17 protein-coding genes and 1 pseudogene are annotated in these 21,242 nt (G+C 64.6%); 5 read left to right on the forward strand and 13 right to left on the reverse strand.

Going from position 1 to position 21,242, the window contains the following annotated elements; genetic code table 11:
- Positions 1 to 64: 64 nt before the first annotated feature.
- Together ABWO17_RS05665 and blaOXA are read left to right on the forward strand one after the other, a co-directional pair.
- Positions 65 to 904, forward strand: coding sequence for a substrate-binding periplasmic protein (locus tag ABWO17_RS05665; protein WP_353116585.1), 840 nt, complete (start codon positions 65 to 67; stop codon positions 902 to 904).
- Positions 905 to 1,177: 273 nt separating this feature from the next.
- A complete protein-coding gene (blaOXA, locus tag ABWO17_RS05670; RefSeq protein WP_353116586.1) occupies positions 1,178 to 2,008 on the forward strand; it encodes a class D beta-lactamase in 831 nt (276 codons plus the stop codon).
- 170 nt (positions 2,009 to 2,178) lie between these two features.
- Here the strand turns inward: blaOXA and ABWO17_RS05675 are convergent, their stop codons facing one another.
- From ABWO17_RS05675 to ABWO17_RS05690, 4 genes are all read right to left on the reverse strand, one after another.
- Positions 2,179 to 3,633, reverse strand: a complete 1,455-nt coding sequence (locus ABWO17_RS05675; RefSeq protein WP_353116587.1) for a hypothetical protein — start codon at positions 3,631 to 3,633, stop codon at positions 2,179 to 2,181.
- A gap of 294 nt (positions 3,634 to 3,927) precedes the next feature.
- The gene (locus ABWO17_RS05680) at positions 3,928 to 4,584 is read right to left on the reverse strand and encodes a carbonic anhydrase (RefSeq protein ID WP_353116588.1); all 657 of its coding nucleotides are present in this window, start codon (positions 4,582 to 4,584) and stop codon (positions 3,928 to 3,930) included.
- Positions 4,585 to 4,809: 225 nt separating this feature from the next.
- Positions 4,810 to 7,098, reverse strand: a complete 2,289-nt coding sequence (locus ABWO17_RS05685; RefSeq protein WP_353116589.1) for a hybrid sensor histidine kinase/response regulator — start codon at positions 7,096 to 7,098, stop codon at positions 4,810 to 4,812.
- Positions 7,099 to 7,409: 311 nt separating this feature from the next.
- Complete coding sequence (locus ABWO17_RS05690) at positions 7,410 to 8,861, reverse strand: cation-efflux pump (protein WP_353116590.1); 1,452 nt, start codon at positions 8,859 to 8,861, stop codon at positions 7,410 to 7,412.
- Between the two features lie 517 nt (positions 8,862 to 9,378).
- Here ABWO17_RS05690 and ABWO17_RS05695 point away from each other — a divergent pair.
- Positions 9,379 to 10,695 (forward strand): hypothetical protein, encoded by a 1,317-nt coding sequence (locus tag ABWO17_RS05695; protein WP_353116591.1) that lies wholly within the window; start codon positions 9,379 to 9,381, stop codon positions 10,693 to 10,695.
- A gap of 151 nt (positions 10,696 to 10,846) precedes the next feature.
- On the opposite strand, the gene ABWO17_RS05700 is transcribed toward ABWO17_RS05695, so the two are convergent.
- The 4 genes from ABWO17_RS05700 to ABWO17_RS05715 all read right to left on the reverse strand — a co-directional run bounded on the left by ABWO17_RS05700 (position 10,847) and on the right by ABWO17_RS05715 (position 14,168).
- Complete coding sequence (locus tag ABWO17_RS05700) at positions 10,847 to 11,182, reverse strand: DUF1653 domain-containing protein (RefSeq protein WP_353116592.1); 336 nt, start codon at positions 11,180 to 11,182, stop codon at positions 10,847 to 10,849.
- Between the two features lie 155 nt (positions 11,183 to 11,337).
- Entirely contained in the window at positions 11,338 to 11,994 is a 657-nt protein-coding gene (locus ABWO17_RS05705) for a LutC/YkgG family protein (RefSeq protein WP_353116593.1), read from the reverse strand.
- Positions 11,987 to 13,414 carry a LutB/LldF family L-lactate oxidation iron-sulfur protein gene (locus ABWO17_RS05710; protein ID WP_353116594.1) on the reverse strand — a complete coding sequence of 476 codons (1,428 nt, stop codon included), beginning with the start codon at positions 13,412 to 13,414 and terminating at the stop codon, positions 11,987 to 11,989. Before ABWO17_RS05710 ends, ABWO17_RS05705 begins: the two co-directional genes overlap by 8 nt.
- Positions 13,407 to 14,168, reverse strand: coding sequence for a (Fe-S)-binding protein (locus ABWO17_RS05715; RefSeq protein ID WP_353116595.1), 762 nt, complete (start codon positions 14,166 to 14,168; stop codon positions 13,407 to 13,409). The genes ABWO17_RS05710 and ABWO17_RS05715 overlap by 8 nt, the downstream gene beginning before the upstream one ends.
- Before the next feature lie 405 nt (positions 14,169 to 14,573).
- On the opposite strand from ABWO17_RS05715, the gene ABWO17_RS05720 reads away from it, so the two are divergent.
- Positions 14,574 to 15,377 carry an SDR family NAD(P)-dependent oxidoreductase gene (locus ABWO17_RS05720; RefSeq protein WP_353116596.1) on the forward strand — a complete coding sequence of 268 codons (804 nt, stop codon included), beginning with the start codon at positions 14,574 to 14,576 and terminating at the stop codon, positions 15,375 to 15,377.
- A gap of 149 nt (positions 15,378 to 15,526) precedes the next feature.
- Positions 15,527 to 16,129, forward strand: coding sequence for a MarC family protein (locus ABWO17_RS05725; RefSeq protein WP_353116597.1), 603 nt, complete (start codon positions 15,527 to 15,529; stop codon positions 16,127 to 16,129).
- A gap of 393 nt (positions 16,130 to 16,522) precedes the next feature.
- Here the strand turns inward: ABWO17_RS05725 and ABWO17_RS05730 are convergent, their stop codons facing one another.
- The 5 genes and pseudogenes from ABWO17_RS05730 to fbp form a co-directional block, all read right to left on the reverse strand.
- A complete protein-coding gene (locus tag ABWO17_RS05730) occupies positions 16,523 to 17,263 on the reverse strand; it encodes an outer membrane protein assembly factor BamD (protein ID WP_353116598.1) in 741 nt (246 codons plus the stop codon).
- On the reverse strand, positions 17,256 to 18,179 hold the full coding sequence (locus ABWO17_RS05735) for an NAD(P)/FAD-dependent oxidoreductase (RefSeq protein ID WP_353116599.1): 924 nt from the start codon (positions 18,177 to 18,179) through the stop codon (positions 17,256 to 17,258). Before ABWO17_RS05735 ends, ABWO17_RS05730 begins: the two co-directional genes overlap by 8 nt.
- A gap of 1 nt (position 18,180) precedes the next feature.
- Entirely contained in the window at positions 18,181 to 18,504 is a 324-nt protein-coding gene (trxA, locus tag ABWO17_RS05740) for a thioredoxin (RefSeq protein ID WP_309541912.1), read from the reverse strand.
- Positions 18,505 to 18,843: 339 nt separating this feature from the next.
- A pseudogene (tsaD, locus tag ABWO17_RS05750) lies at positions 18,844 to 19,986 on the reverse strand (tRNA (adenosine(37)-N6)-threonylcarbamoyltransferase complex transferase subunit TsaD); the annotation flags it as partial.
- Between the two features lie 198 nt (positions 19,987 to 20,184).
- Positions 20,185 to 21,198, reverse strand: coding sequence for a class 1 fructose-bisphosphatase (fbp, locus tag ABWO17_RS05755; RefSeq protein WP_353116600.1), 1,014 nt, complete (start codon positions 21,196 to 21,198; stop codon positions 20,185 to 20,187).
- Positions 21,199 to 21,242 lie beyond the last annotated feature (44 nt).

Raw genomic sequence — 21,242 nt, forward strand, 5'->3', positions numbered from 1 at the left:
GCTGACGATCAGGTCGAGGATTCAGGGTTCACAGAGGCGCCGAATGGCTTTTGCACCAATGAAGATGCTGCGAACACTGTCGCGGGTATTGTCGCGGATGATGTCGCGGGCGTTGCCGTGCGCGCTATTGCTGTGCGTGGCCGCATCCGGCGCAGCTGCCGGGCAGTCCGCGCCCTCTGGTGTCACCCCGCCCGGTTCCGGCCCGTCCGGCGCTGCACAATCCGCTTCCGCGCCGCCCTCCCCCGCTCCGTCCGCGCCCGCCCTTACCCTTGCCACCACCATATCCCCGCCGCTCAGCGAGCCGGGTCAGAACGGCATGCTGGACCTGATCATCAGGGGGGCCTTTGCGCGCATCGGGGCGGATGTATCCTTGCTGCAACTGCCCAGCGAACGCGGGCTGGTCATGGCCGACAGCGGGCAGGTGGACGGCGACGGCAACCGCATCAGCGGGTTGCAGGCCGCCTACCCCAACCTGCTTCAGGTGCCGGAAAGCAACATGACCTACGAATTCACGGCCTTCGCCCTGCGGCCGGACGTGTACGTGCGCAATTGGGACGACCTGCGCCACTACACCGTCGCCTACATCATCGGCTGGAAGATCTACGACGAGAACGTGCACGCCAGCAGCACGGTAAAGGTTGCCACGCCGGAAAACCTGTTCGCGCTGCTGCGGGCCGGGCGCGTGGACGTGGTGCTCTACTACCGCCTGGGCGGCCTGCATTACGCCCGCAAGCTGGGCCTGACCAACCTGCGCGTGCTGGACCCGCCGCTGGCCACGCGTGAAATGTACATGTACCTCAACAGCCGCCATGCCGACCTGGTGCCCCGCCTGGCCGATGCCCTGCGCGGCATGAAGAAGGACGGCAGCTACGAGCGCATCGTGGCCCCGTTTTTGGGGCGATAGCGCGCGGGCTGCACCGCCCGCGTGCCGTTCCGGCGGTATCCTTTCCGCCGCTTTCCGCTTCTTTCTTCTTCTTCTTCTGCTGCTGCTGCTTTGCCGCCCCCGCCCTGCCCGCTTCAGCACGGCCTGCCCCGCCCCCGTGCAGCCCACGGACATCGCACCCCATTGAAACCATGACGCATCCGGCGTAACGCAGGGCTGAACGAAAGGTCGCCGACGCCGGAATCGTTCCGCCGCCGTGCCTTTCCATGGACATGCCAAAGGTGACGCATGCTGATGCATCGTGTTTTCCCCCTGGCGGCACTGGCGCTGCTGTTTGCACTGTGCGCGGCCCTGCCCGCACCGGCCAGCGCCGCCAACAGCTTTCTTGCGCGCGAAGGCGACGAGGTGCTGGCGGCAGAAGGCGACCTGGCCACCCGCCGCGCGCCCTGCTCCACCTTCAAGATCGCCATCAGCCTCATGGGCTACGACGCGGGCATCCTGATAGACGAAACGCACCCCGTGCGCCCCTACGACGAAAGCCTGAACGTGGCCTACGACATGTGGAAGCAGCCGCACGACCCGGTCATGTGGATGCGCAACAGCTGCGTGTGGTATTCACAGGCCACCACGCGCGAGCTGGGCATGGAGCGCTTCAAGGCCTACGTGGACCGCTTCGGCTACGGTAACCGCGACGTTTCGGGGCGGCGCGGTACAGCAGGCACGGACGACGGCCTGACCCGCTCGTGGCTGTCCAGCAGCCTTGCCATCTCGCCGCAGGAAGAAGTGGACTTCATCGGCAGGCTGGTGCGCTCCGAGTTGCCGGTGTCGGCGCACGCGCAGGAAATGACCCGGCGCATCCTGTTCGTGCAGGATTTGCAGGGCGGCTGGAAGCTGTACGGCAAGACCGGCAGCGGGGTGCGCCTGCTGCCCGACGGCAGCCGCGACGAAGACCGGCAGATTGGCTGGTTCGTGGGCTGGGCCCGGCATGCGGATGGCCGTACCGTGCTGTTCGCCCACCTGCTGGAGGACGAGGACGACAACCCCGCCCCGGCGGGCCGCAGGTCGCGCGATGCGGCCATCGTCAAGGTGCAGCGGCTGCTGGGGCTTGCCCCCGGTGAGTGGTAGCGGCTGGTGAAGCACTGACCGAAACCGCACCCGCAGAAATCAGCAAGCCGGGTGGCGTTACGCAACGCCACCCGGCTTTCGGTTGTTTTGGGGACATGAGCGGGATACGGGGCGCGGGGGGATGGTCCCCAGCGCGGAGCGTGCCGCCCTTTCGCTTTCGGGCCGCCCGGCTACTCCGAAGGCTTCTTGCGCGCGCGGGGCTTTTTGGGCGCGGGGGCGCTTTCATCCGGCAGGGGCTGGGAGAGCGGCAGGGGAATGGGCTGCGGCGTAGCCTTGCGGGGGGACGGTTCGTGCAACCCCGGTTCGATGGCTTCGCCTTCAGGTTCGCTGGCGGGGGCGCTGACAGGTGCGCTGGCTGGTGCGGCAGGTGGGGGAATGGGGGCATCGTGCGGCGTTGCCACACGGGGCGCGTCGGCTGCGTACGGCGTATCCGTCGCATGCGTCGCGTTTGTGGCGTCTGGCATATCTGCCTCATCCACCGTATCCGGCCCGCTCGGCACATCAGGCACGTCCGTCACATCAGGCTCGCCCGCCACGTCCGTCACGTCAGGCCCGCTCGGCACATCAGGCGATGCATCCTCAACCACGTAATCGGCGGGGGCAACCGGCGCCGCGGGCGGTACCGGCTGCACGTCCTGCATCACGGTGGCCTGTGCCGGAGGCGCGGGCGGCAGCACCCTGGCGGCCTGCCCACCGCCGGATGGCGATACGTCGATGGTGCCCGGCAGGGCACGCGGCATCATGGCCTCGTTCTGTCCGGGCAATTGGGCCAGCATGGTCCGCCGGTCCACGATGATCATACCGGTACGTTCCAGCACCTCGCGCCGGTAGGCGTATTCCTCCTGCATGCGGCGCACCTTGTAGGCGAACAGCATCCGCCCCAGATAGCCCACGCACCACGCGGCCAGCACGCCGCCGCCCACCCACAGCACCAGATGCTCGGTGGATTCGCCCAGGCGGATGATGAAGCCCAGCACCTTGTCGAAATAGTAGATCACCGTGGCCAGCAGGGTTACGCCCAGCAGCAACAGAATGGTGGGCACGCCGTTCACGGCGGCCAGCATCTTTTGCAGCCACGGCGGCAACTGGCGCAACTGCGCTTCGGTCAGCACCGGGTCGCCCTTGATCAGGCGCGAATACCCCAGCGCAATGACCTGCAACACCAGCAGCACCACCACCGGCGCGGCTGCCACCGAAACAAGGTACCCGCCCCACGGAAAGCGGAAGCGCACCGTGCCGTCGGGCATGCTCTGCACGTTGGCCACACCCTGCCAGATGGCCACGATGGCCACCAGAAACTCCACCAGCACGATGCCGATGACGATGTAGGCCAGAACGTACTTGCGCTCCTGGTCGCCCAGCAGGTCGCCCAGCCCGCCGAACCGGCCACCGTCGTGGGCCTTTTCCGGTGATTCCGGCACACTGCCGCCCCTGGTGGCATCATTGGCACCATTGGCGCCATTGGTGGCGTTGTCAGTGCTGTCGGCGGTCTGGCCGGAACCGGTATCGGAAGCGGCGCTGCCCGATGGCGCGCCTGCGGAAGGCGTGTCGCCGGACGCGCTGGCACCTCGGGGGGCGTCATCGGGTTCGTTGCGCGATCCGGAGAAGAATTTGGAGAAGAACATGCGGGAATATCCGTACGACGGCCAGGCCGTGTTGTCCGTGCGTGGGTGCCCCGGAGACGGGAAAAACGCCCCCGGCCTGCGCATGGCGCGTGCTGGGGGCGCCTTCCGCCGGTCGCGGTGCCGACTGGCGGGCGCGGGGCGGCAGGAGCGCCTTTGCTCCGTTTGCCACCTTACGATGCACGGCGGCTTTTCTCAAGGTGTTCGAAGGAAGGAATACGCCGCGTGGCACACGGCGAGATGGCCGGGCATGCGCGATGCCGCCCGGCGTGGCGGACCGTTACGCCGCAAACGCGGTCAGACGCATTCGCGCACCATGGGCTGGAAGGTGTTGGTGGCCGCGTCCCAGCCCAGCAGCTCGCCCTTCTCCAGGTCGAAGAACCAGCCGTGCAGCGAAAGTTCGCCCTGCTCCACCCGTTCGCGCAGCCAGGGGAAGGTCATCAGGTTTTCCAGCGAGACAAGGATGGATTCCTGCTCGCAGGCGCGGTGCAGTTCCTGATCGGAACAGTGCGGGCAGCTCTGCTGCACCCTTTCTTGCGCGGGCGCGGCAATGCTGACCCAGCGCGACAGGAATTCCGTGTCGTCCCGGCCACCCGCCGCGCCGGAGAGCAATACCTTGATGCCGCCGCAGCGGGCGTGGCCCAGAATGATGATGTCTTCAACCTTCAGGCTGCGTACGGCGAATTCCAGTGCGGCGCTGACCCCGTGCTGGGTGGTGGTGTGCGCCTCGTACGGGGGGACAAGGTTGGCCACGTTGCGTACCACGAACAGGTCGCCGGGGTTGCAGTCCAGCAGCAGGGCCGGATCCACGCGCGAATCGCTGCACGCGATGACCAGCGCCTTGGGGGCCTGCTCTTCCACCAGGTTTTCGAACAGGTTGTGGTCGCGGCAGAACCAGCTTTTCTGAAAACGCCGAAAACCGGCGATGAAGCGGCCAAGATCGGGTGCGGGCATACAAAGGCTCCGGAGCTGCCGTACGGGACGGGATGCGGTACAAGGAAGGTACGGCATGCGGCATGCGCAAACGTACAAACCCGGCGCGCGGCCAGGGCCAAAGCCGTCGGGTAACTGGGGATTGTACGTTTTTTTGCCCGCCGCGCAACCCCGATGCGAGTAACCGCTTGCGTTTTCACGCGCCGCGCTGCCCTTTCCGGGCATGGTACGTGCGCACGGCGCGGGTCATGCAGCCTTGCGCCGGGCCACGGCACTGTCGATGGCGGCGGCAAGTTCGGCAGCCATGACCGGCTTGGACACGTAGCCGTCCATGCCCTCGGCCAGGAATTTCTCCCTGTCGCCGGTCATGGCATAGGCGGTCATGGCTATGACGGGAATCCGCGCATCCAGCACGCCGGAATCGCCGCCACGGATGTGCCGCGTGGCCTCCACTCCGTCCATCACATCCATCTGAACATCCATGAGCACGCAGTCGAAGCGCTTGGCGCGCAAGGCATCCAGCGCCTGGGCGCCGTTGGCTGTGGTGGTCACCTCGTGGCCCAGCTGTTCCAGCAGCCGCCGGGCGCACAGTCGGCTTACTTCGTCGTCCTCGGCCAGCAGGATGCGCAGCCCGCCTTGCCCGGTGCTGGCGGGGGCTTCTTCCGGCGGGGCGATGTGCGTTGTCCGGTTGGGAATGGTGAAGGGCAGGGTCAGGCAGACGTGGGTGCCCTGCCCCATCAGGCTGTCGAATTGCAGGGTTCCGCCCATGGCGACAACGAGGTTGCGCACGATGGACAGGCCAAGGCCGGCCCCCTGATGGGATCGGGTGTAGCTTTCCTCCACCTGGGCAAAGGGCCGGACGATGTGGTCCAGCTTGTCGTCCGGAATGCCGATGCCGGTATCGCTGACGATGAACAGCACTCGTATTTCGCCGGAAGGCATGGGCAGCAACGGAAAGACCTCCAGGCGGACCTCGCCCCTTTCGGTGAACTTCATGGCGTTGCCCACGAGGTTGAACAGGATTTGCCGGAGGTGAATCTCGTCCCCCACGAGTACCGGCGGAATCTCCGGTGCGCACGCGATAACGAGGGGAACCCGCTTGCTCTGGTGCATGGGCGAGAATGTTTCCGCCAGCGCCGCAAAGGTGCTGGCCAGGGCAAAGGGCCTGCTTTCGATGCGCATGCCCCCGGCCTCTATGCGCGACAGGTCCAGCAGGTCGCCCAGCAGGTCTGTCAGGCGGCGTCCGGAACGCTGGGCAAGATCCAGAAACGCGTCCCGTTCATTGGCATTCTCGTTGCCCTTGATGAGTTGCAGCATGCCGAGCAGGCCATTGAGCGGGGTGCGCAGTTCATGGCTCATGTTGGCCAGGAACAGGCTTTTGGCCCGGTTGGCGACTTCGGCCTGGCTTCTTGCCTCGCGCAGTTCGGCCTCGGTGCGGGCGCGTTCTGCCCTGTCGCGCTCCAGCGCGCTGGCCATGTCGTTGAAGGATCGAGCCAGGATGTCGATTTCGGTAACCCCCGGCTCCGGCCCGACGCGCGTATTCAGATCGCCTTCGCCAATGCGCTGCGCCGCCGCAGCAAGCTCTTCCAGTCTGCGGCCCATGTTGCGTCCGCCGAAAAACCAGCCGCTGAACAACGTGAGGCCCACCATCAGCAGCAGGATGCTCAGGTCTCGCCACAGGATTTCCAACGCCTGGGCATGAATCCTTGTCTTGGGAGTGCCCGCGAACATGTACATGTAGGGCGGGGCTTCCGGACTGGTGCGAATCTTCCGGAAGGCCACGAGGCGCAGCACTCCGTCCGACCCCAGGTCTTCCACAAGGCCTTCCTCGCCATCAGCCGAGGCGGTGGCGAACATGGGGGCGTGGATGGGGCGACCGATGAGGATGTCATCGGTTTCGGGAAAGCGGAACAGGCGGATTCCCTGGTGATCGCAAACGCCGAAGAAGGAGTCGGGTGGAAAACGCATTTCGGCGAACTGGTCGCCATAACTGCTCAGCAGGATGCTGGCCAGCAATACCGCGCGGACAGTGCCGTCGGGGCCGATGACAGGACAGCCGAAGGGCAGTACGGGTACGCCCAGGCTTACCCCGAGCTGATACTCGCCCACGACGAAGCCCCTGGTCTTCAGCACATCCTGGAAATGCTTCACGCCGGCAAAGTTGACTCCGGTCGATGCACCGCCGGTGGCCATGATGTTGCCTTCCAGGTCAACCAGATGCAGGGCGGAATAGCGTTGTTGGTTGATACGGAGCACATTGACGAAGATGCGGGTGCAGGACGCAATGTCGGCACGCTGCACGTCCGGCACGCGAGACAGGTTTTCCAGGAGCAGGCGGGTTGCCGTGGTGGCCCGCACCTGGGTTTCGGCCGCAGTGCGGACAAAGCCTTGCAGTCCATGCGTGGCGTCATCGATGGCCTTGTTTCTGGCCTGCAACCCCAGGACGACGATAAGGGCCAGCGTGGGCAACGCGGACACGAGGATCAGCAGCGCAAGCTTCTTGCGAATGGACCCTTTGAACGGATGGAACGGCATGGGCGCCTCGTGCGTACTGTCTCGCGGGGGCAGGGAATACCGCGAAGCTAGCTTGGGCTGCCTGTTTGCTGTAGTATAACTTGGGGGTTCTTAAACCGGAGAAAAGGCCGGGGGCGCGGAGGCATGACATCCGCACGGATGCTTGCCGCCACCGTCATGGAAGCCGACGCGACGGCGTGTCGCGGGGTGTCGATGCGCGTCGGGCGGGTACGGCAGGGCCGCTTGGGAGTGCCCCGCGCGGATGGCCCGCAGGCAGCGTGGGGCCTGGCCTGGCAAGCAACCGTGAGGCCGAGGCAGTGACGCAGCCGGTCCTACTCCCCCACCGGCTCCATGTGCACGACCACCCGCCCCAGTTCGGGCAGGCTGGCGCGCAGGCGTGCCTCCAGCGCGGCGGACACGCGGTGCGCCTCGGTGACAGGGGTTTCCGGGGCCATGCGACAGTGGAAGCTCAAGGAGATGTCCTCGCCCTGTCTGCGCACGTGCATGTGGTGGCAGTCGTGCACGCCAGGTTCGGCATCGGTGGCGGCCTGCACGGCGGCCAGGATGCGCGGCGATTCCATCAGGCGCGACGGCGTGGGGGGCGTCGTACCCGCCGCATCCGGTGCGGGTTCGATGTGCGTGGCCACGTGCAGCGGACCGAGTTCGGCGCGCAGGGCCTCTTCGAAGGCGGTCACGCGGGCGTGGGCATCGGCCAGGGGCATCCGCCCTTCAAGCTCCACATGAAGTTCCACCATCAGGTCGTGCGGGGCCGCGACGTCGGGCTGCGTCTCTATGACCTCCACGGCGTGCACGGGCAGCGCGTGGGCGGCGGCCACGCAGCGAATGCGGTCCACCACGCCGCGCTCCCCGGCCTGCTGGGGTTCGAAATGGATGGTCACGTCCGCGCCGGGGGCCACCTGACGCACGGCGGCTTCCGCCTGGCGGGTGATTTCGTGGGCCGCGTCCAGCGACAGCCCTGCCGCCACGATGATGGTCATGTCCACGAAGGCGTGCGGCCCACTTTCGCGCACCCGGGTGCGTTCCACCCGCACCACGCCGGGCTGGGCGACCACGGCGGCCTCGATGCGCCCGGCAAGCCCTGCGTCGCCGCCGTCCAGCAGCGCATCCACGGCGCGTCGGCCAAGGCTGAGGCTGACGTGCACCACGATGCCGCACACCGCAAGGGCGGCCACGGCGTCGGCGCGTTCCAGCACGGGGCGCAGGGCCGAGCCCTGCGGCAGCAGGTCCGCCGCCAGCAAGGCCAGCAGACCCACGATGACCACGGCAGACGACCAGATGTCGGTGGAAAAGTGCAGCGCGTCGGCCTCCAGGGCCTGGCTGTTGTACTTCTTGGCCACGCGGCGCAGCATGCGCGAGCGCGAGATATCCACCACGATGGACACGCCCATCACCCCAAGTCCCCACGCCGACGGCACCACCGTTTCCGGCTCCACGAACAGCCGGTGCATGGCTTCCCACACGATCCATCCGCAGGTCGCCAGCAGCAGCAGCGTTTCCACCAGGGCGGAGAGGTTTTCGATCTTGCCGTGGCCGTAAGGGTGGCGTGCGTCGGGCGGGCGGGATGAAATGTGCACCGCGAACCACGTGACGGCGGCGGCCACCAGGTCCAGCCCGCTGTGCGCCGCCTCCGACAGGATGCCCAGGCTGTTGGTGGATACGCCCACCCCCAGCTTGAGCGTGGTCAGCAGCACGGCGGCCAGCACGGAAGACAGCGCGGCGGCGTTCTTTTCGCGCAGGGCGGTTTCGTAATCGTGGGGTTGCATGACGCCTCCGGGCTGGCCTGTCCTGTGAGGTCTTGTGGGGTGCGGCGCGGATGTGCGTTGCCGTGACAGGCTGCGGTATGCGCGCCTTCGCAAACGTTGCCGCCGCAGCGGAACGCGGCCCGCCATGGCCATGGCCAGGGTGCAGGCGCACGGCATCCTAGCACGGCCTGTTCAGCGTGACCAGCAAGGAGCGCATCACGCCGTCATTGATGATGAACATCGACTTCAGACGGTAGGTTGCGAGGGGGCAGATAGTGACGGCTGGTTCTGTCCGATAAGAAGCGTGACGGCACGAAAATCGAATTGGAACCTCAGTATACTGTTTTTATGCAGCATGTTTTATAGATAGTTTTGAGTTATCCGTGTATTATCCGCCTTAACCAGTTTTTGGGTACGCTAAGAGGTGATTCTCATGGAAGACGCTGCAACCGGATGATGAACAGGCCTTTTTTGTCTTTGGAATTCGACTCCAAAGCAGCGGGCAAACTCCATTTTAATCGATGAAGGAGCAATAAGAATGCTGCTAATTACTGGCGCAGGCGTTGACCGTACCGCAGGCATCGATTTCCCGCTGGCCAGCACATTGTTGGCTGACGTTACGCGTTACCTGGATGGACCGGGCAAGCCGGTGGACGAAGCACTACGTGCCATGCTTCCTGGGCTGCGTTTCAGCTTCAACAACATGATAGCTCGGGCAGTAGACAAAATTGCAACGCGCGAGCCGCACGAACAAAGGGCTATGGTGCAGCGGGTGCAGGCAGCCATTGCTGACTTGCCAGCAGGGCGGGAAGCCATAACGAAGCATGGCGAGTTGATCATCCGCCTTTTTAATAAGCTGGCGAGTATTGCCGAGCAAAGCCAGCTTGATGAAGAAACCGAAAATTTGATCCGTGATGTCTTTCCAGCAGATGCCGAAGATTTAATCGACAGTGATTCGATACTTGATATTCACAAGCTGTCTTTGTCCGATACATTCAAAACCGTTCTCAAGCGCACTCTAAAGATGGGCCTGTCCGGTGAACACCATGAAGTTGCGGCTGCACTTGGTGCGGACATGCTGAACATCGAAACGTTGCTTATTGAAAAGTTTCTCGGATTCTACAATGACAAGCCATCCGATATCAAAAACTATCTGTATATCGCATGGTCGCTTTGGGCTTACCTAGTTGCCAAGCAGAACGAAGTTCTGGCGGTTCATAATGCTGATCCCTTGCCATTTTATAGCAATATTCCTGAAGGCGTTCGCGCTATCACTCTCAACTACACAGCGTTCCTGCAACAACGGTTGGGTTTGGAACGGACATTGTATTTTCATGGTGGCTTGGCAGAATACGTCCGTATGGACACGAGGAATTTGTTGCCGATAGACAGCATCCATACCTGCGATCCGGTGCGATTTATTCGTGAGTTAGTCATGCCCAATGTGGATGTGACGCAGGATGATCTGCGGCAGCAGAGGCACGTCATCCCGGCTTTGGTACCTCCGTTGAGGCTTAAACCGATTCTCTCCCATCGTTATATCGAATTATGGGGTCAGGCATCCAGATGGGTGAGGGAGGCAACGCATATTGTTGTAGTTGGTTATTCTTTCAATAACGCGGATGAGCATTTTAACGACATCCTTCGCAGTCATCCGAACCCCGTGATTGATATTGTTGCTCCAGAGGCGACCACCCCAGAATTTATTGCACGTATGGAAAAGGTATTTTGCATCGCTGCGTCACAATATTCTAGAGTCGAAGTTAACGGGCATAGCGCCATGCAGGCAAGAAGAGTGCGTTTGATCAACGCGACAGCTGCCGATGTCGATCTAGCTGCTCTATTTGGAGTATAAGTAGATTGTGTATAACAGCTTGGGGGAACTTTGCCGGACTACCTTGGAAGCCATCTTGGTGGCGGCGGAAATCGAACCCTTGTTCGGGAAAGGGGGAACGCGGTGGTGGTACGAATGCACAACGGCCCTCCCCTCGGCTCACCAAACGCCGCTAAGCGCCAAGCTGGCTTGGGCCGTCCTGCCCGGTCAGCAGCTCCAGCACCCCAACGACATGGGCGCGTGCGTCGTCGGGCAGGTCTGCATACGCAACCGGGGTGAACCAGCGCACGCGCTGGCCATCGGCATTATCCTTCCAGCCGTGGAATTCGTCGTACGGGCGGGTGAACAGCGCATGGCCGGACGGGTACAGGGTGCGGTACACCACCACCCTGCCCTCGGTGGCCGTGTCCAGCGCCTCGCCCACCACCTGATAGTAGCGCCCCTTGAAGTGGCGGTAGAAGGCCTGGCCGGGCGTGGCGCGGTCTTGCGGCGTGACGCCTGCGTGCATGTCGTCCCCTGACATCTTCTTCCCCTTGGGTGCAGTTTGGCCGCACCATGCGCGACGCGCCGGAAAAAGGGAATCCCCCTTTCCGGCGCGCGGTTGTCAGGCATTGTGAGGCGAGTCACCTCGCCAATGCGGATTTTCGTCGGGCGTCGCGACGCCTATTCCAACACGAGAACGATCAACTCCTTGGGCCCGTGCACCCCGAAGGCCAGTGTCATTTCGATGTCCGCCGTCTTGGACGGGCCGGAGATGAGCAGCGCGTTGGTGGGCATGTTTTCTGCCCAGCGCATTTCGCGCATGGCCTCGGCAAGGGTGCTGTGGATGGTGTCGGCCTTCAGCAATGCCACGTGCACCGTGGGCACCAGCGAGAGCAGGCGCGGTTCCTGCGGGGTGGGCCAGACGATGAGCGTGCCGTTTTCGGCAATGCCGCCCAGGGTAGAGGTAATGCCCACGTCGATGCCGAACAGTTCGTCGCGGAAGGCTTCCACGTTTTCGCCGTAGGGCACCAGCTTGGGCAGTCCCTTGCCCTTGATCTTGGACCGCAGGGTGCCGCCAAACCACGCATCGTGGCCGTAGGTCAGGGTCTTGGCCTCGCGTGCCTTCAACAGTTCCGCAAGCTTGGCGGGCCATTCCGCCTCTGGCAGCACGTGCACTTCCGAGCGCACGGTTTCCATGCGCTTTTTCAGCAGTTCGATGCGCTGGGCCTTGTCCAGCATGGGGGCCTGCCAACTGCCGCCCTGGGGCACGTAGGGCGATACGGTGGTGCGCGCCGCGTGCAGGCGCGCGAAGATGCGGTCGCGGGCGGTGCTACTCATGGCGGATCCCCTCTTCCTTGGCGAGTTGGTGCAGGCTCTTGGGCGCAAAGCGTGGCGCGGTGCGCACGCTGGTCCACGCCTTCAGCGGACCGACGTTGGGCAGCCTTTCGCCGAACTTGCCCAGCATGGACACCACGAACCTGTTCAACGCCGGAATGCGGTAGGTCAGTTCCCAGCCCTTCCAGACCAGTGTTTCCAGCAGGTTCTTCTTGGCGCCGTGGCCCTTGACCACGCCGTCGCCCTTCTCGTCGTACGCTTCCGTGCGCATGCGCCGGATGATGCCCGGAATGGGAATGCGCACCGGGCACACCTCTTCGCAGGCGTTGCACAGGCTGGATGCAGTGGCCAGCACCCCCTTGTCGGCCAGCCCGTCGATCTGCGGGGTGAGGATCTTGCCGATGGGGCCGGGATACACAGAGCCGTAGGCGTGCCCGCCGATGCGGATGTACACCGGGCAGTGGTTAAGGCAGGTGCCGCAGCGGATGCATTGCAGGGTACGGCGCAACTGCGCGTCGGCCAGCATCCGGGAGCGGCCATTGTCCAGGATGACCAGATGGATTTCCTTGGGGCCGTCGCGCTCGCCATCCTTGCGGGGGCTGGTGATGCAGTTGACGTAGGTGGTGACCAACTGGCCCGTGGCGGATGCCGTCAGCAAACGCAGCAGCGGCGGCAGGTCGGTCAGCGATTCCACCACCTTTTCCAGCCCCATGACGGCCACGTGCACCGGGGGCACCGTGGTGCACATCCGGCCATTGCCCTCGTTTTCCACCAGCACCAGGGTGCCCGTTTCGGCCACGGCAAAGTTCACGCCCGAAAGGCCCACGTGCCCGGTGCGGAACTTTTCACGCAGGGTGCGCCGGGCAATGGCGTTCAGTTCTTCCACCACGTCGGTGTAGGGAATGCCTTCCAGGTTGTCGGTGAAGATGCGTCCCACCTGCTGGCGGTTCTTGTGGATGGCGGGCACGATGATGTGCGAGGGCGGCTCGTGGTTCAGCTGGATGATGAACTCGCCAAGGTCCGTTTCCAGCGCCTCGATGCCGTGGGTTTCCAGAAAGTGGTTCAGGTGCATTTCTTCCGAGACCATGGACTTGCCCTTCACCAGCTTGGTGGCGTCGTGGCTGCGCATGATGCCCAGAATGATCTCGTTGGCCTCTGCCGTGGTTTCGGCCCAATGCACGATGATGCCGTTTTCGGTACACTTGCGCTCCAGCCGCTCCAGCAGTTCCGGCAGCTTGGCCAGGGCCTTGCGCTTGGCGGCCTCTGCGTCGTCGCGCATGCGTTCGCGCTCTTCGGCGTCGGGCAGCACGGCCACGCGTTTTTTCATCAGACCGGTAAGGGCCGACTTGAAGTTGGCGCGCAACTGGCGGTCGGCAAGGGCCTCGGTGACGTTGGCCGTAAAATCGAGGTGCTGGCTACCCATTGATGCGCTCCCATATGAATTCGGCAAGGTGACGGGGCGCCACGGGCACGCCCTTGTGCTCCATGGCCCCGCCGATGTTCATCAGACAGCCGCAGTCGCCGGAAAGGATGGCCGAGGCGCCGGTTGCCCGGATGTCCTCGATCTTGTCCGCCACCATGGCGGCGGAGATTTCCGGCTGCTTGATGGAGAAGGTGCCGCCGAAGCCGCAGCATTCGTACTCGCGCTCTATCTCCACCAGTTCCACGTTGGACAGCTGGCCGATGAGGGCCTTGGCCGCGGCGGTCGCCCCCATCTCGCGCATGGCGTGGCACGAGGAATGCCACGTGACCTTCACCGGCTTGCCCTTGTCCTCGTAGCGCACATGCAGGGCGTTGTGCAGAAAGTCGCCCAGTTCGAAAACCCGTTCGGAGAACTTGCGCACATCAAAGTATTCCGAATCGTTGGCGAACATTTCCGGGTAGTGGTGGCGCATCATGCCCGCGCACGATCCGGAAGGCACCACGATGGGCCAGTCGGCGTTGGAGAACGCCTTGATCTGCGCCCTGGCCACGGCCCTGGCCTCTTCAAGGAAGCCGGAATTGTACGCGGGCTGGCCGCAGCACGACTGTTCCTGCGGAAAGACCACCTCCACCCCGGCGCGGCGCAGCAGGTGCATGCCCGCCATGCCCGCCTGCGGGAACGACATGTCCACGAGGCAGGTGCCGAAGTAGTAGACGGTTTTCACGTCGCGAGGATAGGTGAACGTATGGGCCATGTGTGCCTTCCTGTGTTGCGGTTGGACGTGCGCCACGCGCGGCGCGGGGTGGTCCGGGGCGGCAAGGGAATGGTGTGACTGCTGCCGCTGCGGGGGCGAATCCGGCAGCATGTCGGCACCGGGACGTCGCACCGGAATGCGACGATGTTTGTGACAAGCCTAGCACGGGGGCGCATTCCATGTCGATACGCTGGTGCGGCAGATGTGCCGTGCGCATCGCGGCTGCCCCCTGAGCGTCCACCACCGTTTGTGCAGGCGAACGGCTTGCCTGCCGGACGCGCCGGGGCTAGTATGCGCCTCCGTGCCGCCGCCCGCCCCCGCATGCGTGCAGGCATGGGCCGTCCCACCCCGCAATCGCCCGGCGCTACGGCCTTCACAGGAACTTTCAGCTCACAGGACGCCACCATGACCGCCACTGCCGTCACCACCCGCACTGCTTCCGCCCATTCCGCTTCCGGCGGGGGCATCGTCTGCATCACCGGGGCCACCGCCGGGTTCGGCGCTGCCACAGCCCGCCGCTTTGCCGCCGACGGCTGGCGCATCATCGCCACCGGACGCCGCCAGGACAGGCTGGACGCGCTGGTGGCGGAACTGGGGGCCGACACGTGCCTGCCGCTGTGCTTCGACGTGCGCGACGGCGACGCGGTGCAGGCCGCGCTTCAGAACCTGCCCGAGGCGTGGCGCGCCGTGGATGTGCTGGTGAACAATGCCGGTCTTGCCCTGGGCCTGGAACCCGCCCACCGATGCAACATGGACGACTGGACGACCATGGTGGACACCAACATCAAGGGGCTGCTGCACGTTACCCGTGCCCTGCTGCCCGGCATGGTGGAGCGCGGGCGCGGCCACGTGGTCAACCTGGGATCCATCACCGGCACCTATGCCTACCCCGGGGCCAACGTGTATGGTGGCACCAAGGCGTTCGTCATGCAGTTTTCGCGGGGCCTGCGGGCCGATCTGCACGGCACTGGCGTGCGCGTGACCAACATCGAACCGGGACTTGCGGAAAGCGAGTTTTCCGTGGTGCGCTTTGGTGGTGATGCCGACCGCGCTGCAAAGCTGTACCAGGGCACCGACCCGCTTCGTCCGGAAGATATCGCGGACACCATTGCGTGGGCCGTGTCCTGCCCGGCGCACGTCAACGTGAACCGCATCGAGGTCATGCCCACCTGCCAGTCGTTCGGCGCGCTTCCCGTTCACCGCGCCTAGCATCGTCCGCAACTCCGGGCGGTCGCCCGGAGATTCCCCATTCCCGGCAACCACCCGGCGCTGTACAATCCGCCTGCACTGCCCCGCCATACGCGATATGGCGGGGCAACCGGGCATGCACACCCTGCCACCCCACCGGAGCGGCATCCATGAGCGCCATCGCCAACCTGTTCGTGACCACCTTCGTCAAGATGTTCTTTCTGCTGACCCCGTTCTTCGTGCTGACCATGTTCCTGACCATGACCAGGGACATGACGCCCCAGGTGCAGCGCAGGCTTGCCGTGCGGGTGGGCGTGGCCGTGTACATCGTGTGCATGTGCCTGTATTTTTTCGGCGAATACATCTTCGACCTGTTCGGCATCACCCTTGATGCCTTTCGCATCGGCTCCGGTTCGTTGCTGTTCCTTTCCGCCGTGGCCCTGGTGCGCGACCCCTCGCCCTCGCGCGTGCAGGAAGTGAACGGCGACATCAGCGTGGTGCCGCTGGCCATTCCCATTACCGTGGGGCCTGCCACCATCGGTGCGCTGATGGTCATGGGCGCCACGGTGCGTGCCCCGCTGGAGCGGGTCATGGCCAGTCTGGGCCTGCTGGCCGCGGTGGTGTGCGTGGGGGTGATCCTGTACATCGGCCCGGCCATCGAAAAGCTGCTGGGGCGTACCGGTATTTCCATTCTCAGCAAGATCACCGGGCTGATCCTGGCGGCGTTGTCCGCGCAGATCGTGTTCACCGGGGTGCGCGGGTTCCTGAACTGATCCCCGCCCGGACTTTGCCAGATTGCAGGGGGCCGTCCGTTCCACTGAACGGGCGGCCCCCTGTGCGTTTCCGGCAGATATGTCAGGCATGGCTGGTGGCGGCTGCCGGCTGTCGTTGTCTTGTTCGCCGCTGCAAGCCAGTCCCCCGGCCCTCTGCACTTTTCGCAGGAATGTTGTCGCGCACGGCTGCCGCTGCCATGGCATGGCCGAGACCGGGCATGGTTCCACCTGGTCACGCCCGGACTGATCGCACCACGAACACGACGGGGCACTGCACGCCACGATGGGGCATGGCGGGGGCAGGACACCGAACAGCCAGGTCACGCTACGGGTAAAAGAAAGGGCGGCCTCCCTCGGGGGGGCCGCCCTGTGCTGCATGTGCTGCCGGAAATCCTACAGCCAGTTGAACCAGCGCTTCCACGAGCCTTCGCGCTGATCCTGCACCTGCTGCGACTGCTGCTGGCGGTACTTGAGGTAGGCAACCTTGCTCTTTGCTTCGGCGTGGTCGCGCAGATCCTCGATTTCCGGGAAGTTCTCCACCACGTACACGTAGCGGCGCCAGGCGGCACCATAGCGTTCTGCACGCCAGAAGAAGTCGCCGATGTACAGTTCGCGCTCGGCGAGCAGGCGGCGGCATTCGGCAATGTGCTGCTTGGACTTCTCGGCGTATTCGGTGCCGGGGTAGCTTTCGCGCAGGCGCTGGTAGTACTGGATGGCTTCCGTCAGGCCCGTGGTGGGCCTGTCGATGGACAGAAAGGCTTTCTGGCGCGACTGCCCCACCTGGTACAGCACGTAGGGAATGGCCTCGTGCCGGGGGTGCAGGGTTTCGAATTCCTTGTAGGCTTCGCCCGCCAGCAGGTAGTCCTCATCCAGGAAGTGGGCGTCGGCAAGCGAAAGTTCGGCCTCGATGGTGTACGGGCTGAACGGGAACTGTTCCTTCAGCTTGCTGAAGGATTCCGCAGCTTCGCCGTAGCGCTTCTCGCGCATGGAGTCGTTGCCGGCCTCGAAGAGTTCCTGCGCGGTTTCTTCCGGCGGGGGCAGGTAGAAGTAGTCAATGATGCCGCAACCCGAAAGCAGCAGCAACAACAGCATGGGGGGCACGGCGGACAGGATACGGGAAAGGGCGTTACGCATCGAGCTGTTCCATGTAGGTGAAGGCTGCGGTTGCGGCAGTGGCTCCGTCGCCGACGGCGGTGGTCACCTGACGGCAGGCCTTCGACCGGATATCCCCGGCGGCGAAGACACCCGGCAGGCTGGTGCGCATTTCGGTATCGGTAATGATGAAGCCCTGCGGGTCCTTGTCGATGCCGTCGGGCAGAAAGTCGCCCACGGGTTCGAAACCGATGAAAATGAACAGCCCGTCCAGCGGCAGGAAGCGTTCTTCGCCCGTCTTCACGTCGGCCAGGGTGACGCCGGTCAGGCCGTTGTCGCCATGCAGCTTTCGAACAACTGAGGAAAACTCGATGTCGATGTTGGGCGCGGACTGCACCTTTTCCTGGTAGCACTTGCAGCCGCGGAACTCGTCGCGGCGGTGGATCAGGCGCAGGTTGGCCACCAGCTTGGCAAGGTACAGCGATTCCTCGAGGGCGGAGTTGCCACCGCCCACCACGCCGACCTTCTGGCCACGAAAGAAGTTGCCGTCGCACAGGGCACAATACGAGATGCCCTTGCCGATCAGGCGGTCTTCGTCCGGCAGCCCCAGCTTCTTGTAACGGGCACCGGAGCAGACCACAACGGTCTTGCCGGTGATCCACTCGTCTCCCACGCGCACGCGGTTGGCGCCGGGCGCGGGTTCGAACGCGGTTACCGCGTCGTTGTACTTGTCGTGGGGGTAGCGTTCAAGGTGGGCGGCGAACAGGTCCGCCAGCTCCCAGCCCTGGATGCCCTTTGGAAAGCCGGGGTAGTTCTCTATTTCGGCGGTCATGAGTACCTGGCCGCCGGGAGACAGCTTTTCGACGAAGGCGACGCTCACGCCGGAACGCAAAAGATAGAGGGCGGCCGTCATCCCGGCCGGCCCTCCTCCAATGACGATGGCGTCGTATGTCTTCATGTTAGCCGAGGGCCTTCTGCGCGATCATGTCCTTGATGCTGCTCTTGGACACGGCGCCGGTGATCTGCTCGACCACTTCGCCGCCCTTGAACAGGATCAGGGTGGGAATGGCGCGGATGCCGTACTTGGAGGGGGTGGCGGGGTTCTCGTCCACGTTCATCTTGGCGATGAGCACCTTGCCGTCGTATTCGGCGGCCAGTTCGTCGATGACGGGGCCCATCGCGCGACACGGACCGCACCAGGGAGCCCAGAAGTCGATCAGCACGGGAAGGGAGGATTTGAGGACGTTGGCTTCGAAGTTGGCGTCGGTGATCTGAACGGCCATGGTGCACTCCTTTTGGTCGTATATGCGATGCGGCGACCGCACCCGAGACGGTCAATGCCCGGTCTCGATACGGACAGGACCTGGAACAGCAAGGGCAGGAGCGGCGTGCGAGGGCTGCGCGGCGGACCGCGCATGGCGATGCCCCGGCAGGTGCCCCGCCTCCTGCCAACCTATGAAGAAATAGTAGGGCGTTGCTGGCGTGTCAAGCACGACGGCGTGGGCAGCCCGCTTCTACACATTGCGGAACATGGTGAAATCATCGGGAATCGAGCGCCCGCGCGGGATGGCCTCCAGCGCAAGGTCGTGCCCCAGCCCAAGGGACGCCAGCAGCCAGCCCGCGTGGGCCACCATGATGCCGTTGTCGGTGCACAGGGTGGGCGACGGCAAAAGCAGCGGCAGGCCCGCGCGCCGGGCAAGATCGGTCAGGGCCTCGCGCACGTACGAGTTGGCGGCCACGCCACCTGCGGCTACCAGTGCCCTTACGGGGGCGCGGGGAACGTCGGGTTCCGCCCTGCCCTGCCCCGTGCCCGTCACAAGGGTTGCCCCCCCGTGCGTGGCGGCGGGGCTGGCATCTCGCGCTGCCGTCCCGTTTTTTTTGCGCTTCTTTTTGGCCGGGGTGGCGGGCGTACCGGGCAGCGGTCCGTTTTCGCGCACCAGCGCCCGTTCGAGCTTGATGCGCAGGGTGTCGGCCACGGCGTGGTTGAACGAGGCGCAGAAGTCGCACAGGGCCTCGTCCGGTGCCTCAGCGGGCGCATCAGCCGCCGCATCGGTCAAACCGGCCGCCACGGCACGCGCGGCGGCGATCAGAACGGGGTTGGCCTGCACCACCAGCCCGGCGGCGGTCTTCAGGCCGCTGAAGCTGAAATCGAGGTTGTCGTTATCGACATAGGGCCGGGGAAACATGGCCGGAGTCACCCTGCCCTTGCGCCCCAGTTCGTCGATGGTGCGCCCGCCGGGATAGGCAAGGCCGAGCTGCTTGGCCACCTTGTCGAAGGCCTCGCCCGCCGCATCGTCCAGGGTGCGCCCCAGCAGTGGCATGTGGCGCGGCGATTCCATGCGGTAGATGTGGGTATGCCCGCCGGACACCAGCAGGCCCAGCGCAGGGTACGCCATCTCTGCGGCAATGCCCGCCGCCAGCAGGTGGGCGTGCAGATGGTTGACTCCCACCAGTCGGGCGCCGGTGGCCAGGGCCAACCCCTTGGCAAAGCCCATGCCCACCAGCAGGCTGCCCAGCAGGCCCGGCCCGCGTGCCACGGCCACCACGTCGATGTCGGCGGCGGTCACGTCCGCGCGGCGCAGCACCTCGTCGCACAAGGCACCGATGAGCCGGTAATGCTCGCGCGAGGCCAGTTCCGGCACCACCCCGCCGAACAGGGCGTGCACGTCGGCCTGCGAGGACATGACGTCGGCAATGACCACGCCGTCGCGCACAAGCGCCAGCGCGGTTTCATCGCACGAGGTTTCTATGCCGAGACAGAGCATGGAATTGTCCGCCTGATAGTTGCGGAGGGCATTGTTCCGCACAACCCTATGAAAACGTTTGGGGAGGTGGGAGGGGGAGGGAGGAACCCCTTTTGGCGCTCTGCGGTCGCCATCCGTAAGGATCACGCCGCGCGTTCGCCCAACGGCTGCCGCAAAAGGGGTTCCTCCCTCCCATAATATTTGCGCCGTTGCCCCACCCTACTTCGCGTGGCGGGTGTAGATGTCGGTCACGGCCTGCACGTCGCGGCGCGAGCCGATGAACAGGGGCACGCGCTCGTGAAGCGCCTGGGGCTTGATGTCCAGGATGCGCCCGGTACCGTCGGTGGCAAGGCCACCAGCCTGTTCGGCCAGAAAGGCCAGGGGCGAGGCTTCGCACTGCAGGCGCAGCTTGCCCTGGGGCTTTTGCGGGTCGCGCTGGTCCATGGGGTACATGAAGATGCCGCCGTACAGCAGGGTGCGGTGGAAGTCGGCAACCAGGGAACCCACGTAGCGCAGGGAATAGGGTTTGCCGCGCTCGTTGCCGGTGCCCTTGAAGTAGCCGACGGCCTCGCGGGTGGCTTCGTCCCAGTAGTGCCAGTAGGATTCGTTGACGGAGTATATCTTGCCCCGCTCGGGAATGCGGATGTCGGGGTGCGAGAGCAGGAATTCGCCCACGGTGGGGTCCAGGGTGAAGCCGTGCACGCCCTGGCCGGTGGAATACACCAGCATGGTGGAGGGGCCGTACAGGATGTAGCCTGCGGCCACCTGCTCGGCGCCCGACTGGAGCACGTCTTCCATGGTGGCGTCGTCGCCCGAGGGCGACTTGCGCCGCAGGATGGAGAAAATGGTGCCGACGTTGATGTTCACGTCGATGTTGGACGAACCATCCAGCGGATCGAAGATGAGGATGTAGTCGCCCCGGGTGAGCTTTTCGGAAACGCGGATGATGTCGGCGTTTTCTTCAGAGCCCATGGCGCACAGCGCGCCGGAGCGCTCCATGCGGTAGATGAGCACGCGGTTGGCGAATTCGTCCAGCTTCTGCACGTTCTCACCCTGCACGTTGACCTCGCCGGTGCCGCCCAGAACATCCAGCAGGCCCGCCTTGTTCACGCTGCGGGCGATGATCTTGGCGGACAGGATGAGGTCGTTCAGCAGGGTGGTGAACTGGCCGGTGGCCGCAGGCGAACGCTTCTGGTGTTGCAGCAGGTGCTCGGTGACGGTGACCTCTGGCATGGAGTGCTCCTGGCGGAACCGCGCCAGTGCGGCGCGGTGTGGAA

The organism is Nitratidesulfovibrio sp. (genome assembly GCF_040373385.1).
Lineage (GTDB): Bacteria > Desulfobacterota > Desulfovibrionia > Desulfovibrionales > Desulfovibrionaceae > Cupidesulfovibrio.

Excerpts from the sequence above, each read along its gene's own strand:
- ABWO17_RS05665 (WP_353116585.1), top strand. The coding sequence starts at position 65 with ATGCTGCGAACACTGTCGCGGGTATTGTCGCGGATGATGTCGCGGGCG.
- blaOXA (WP_353116586.1), top strand. The coding sequence starts at position 1,178 with ATGCATCGTGTTTTCCCCCTGGCGGCACTGGCGCTGCTGTTTGCACTG.
- ABWO17_RS05675 (WP_353116587.1), bottom strand. The coding sequence starts at position 3,633 with ATGTTCTTCTCCAAATTCTTCTCCGGATCGCGCAACGAACCCGATGAC.
- ABWO17_RS05680 (WP_353116588.1), bottom strand. The coding sequence starts at position 4,584 with ATGCCCGCACCCGATCTTGGCCGCTTCATCGCCGGTTTTCGGCGTTTT.
- ABWO17_RS05685 (WP_353116589.1), bottom strand. The coding sequence starts at position 7,098 with ATGCCGTTCCATCCGTTCAAAGGGTCCATTCGCAAGAAGCTTGCGCTG.
- ABWO17_RS05690 (WP_353116590.1), bottom strand. The coding sequence starts at position 8,861 with ATGCAACCCCACGATTACGAAACCGCCCTGCGCGAAAAGAACGCCGCC.
- ABWO17_RS05695 (WP_353116591.1), top strand. The coding sequence starts at position 9,379 with ATGCTGCTAATTACTGGCGCAGGCGTTGACCGTACCGCAGGCATCGAT.
- ABWO17_RS05700 (WP_353116592.1), bottom strand. The coding sequence starts at position 11,182 with ATGCACGCAGGCGTCACGCCGCAAGACCGCGCCACGCCCGGCCAGGCC.
- ABWO17_RS05705 (WP_353116593.1), bottom strand. The coding sequence starts at position 11,994 with ATGAGTAGCACCGCCCGCGACCGCATCTTCGCGCGCCTGCACGCGGCG.
- ABWO17_RS05710 (WP_353116594.1), bottom strand. The coding sequence starts at position 13,414 with ATGGGTAGCCAGCACCTCGATTTTACGGCCAACGTCACCGAGGCCCTT.
- ABWO17_RS05715 (WP_353116595.1), bottom strand. The coding sequence starts at position 14,168 with ATGGCCCATACGTTCACCTATCCTCGCGACGTGAAAACCGTCTACTAC.
- ABWO17_RS05720 (WP_353116596.1), top strand. The coding sequence starts at position 14,574 with ATGACCGCCACTGCCGTCACCACCCGCACTGCTTCCGCCCATTCCGCT.
- ABWO17_RS05725 (WP_353116597.1), top strand. The coding sequence starts at position 15,527 with ATGAGCGCCATCGCCAACCTGTTCGTGACCACCTTCGTCAAGATGTTC.
- ABWO17_RS05730 (WP_353116598.1), bottom strand. The coding sequence starts at position 17,263 with ATGCGTAACGCCCTTTCCCGTATCCTGTCCGCCGTGCCCCCCATGCTG.
- ABWO17_RS05735 (WP_353116599.1), bottom strand. The coding sequence starts at position 18,179 with ATGAAGACATACGACGCCATCGTCATTGGAGGAGGGCCGGCCGGGATG.
- trxA (WP_309541912.1), bottom strand. The coding sequence starts at position 18,504 with ATGGCCGTTCAGATCACCGACGCCAACTTCGAAGCCAACGTCCTCAAA.
- fbp (WP_353116600.1), bottom strand. The coding sequence starts at position 21,198 with ATGCCAGAGGTCACCGTCACCGAGCACCTGCTGCAACACCAGAAGCGT.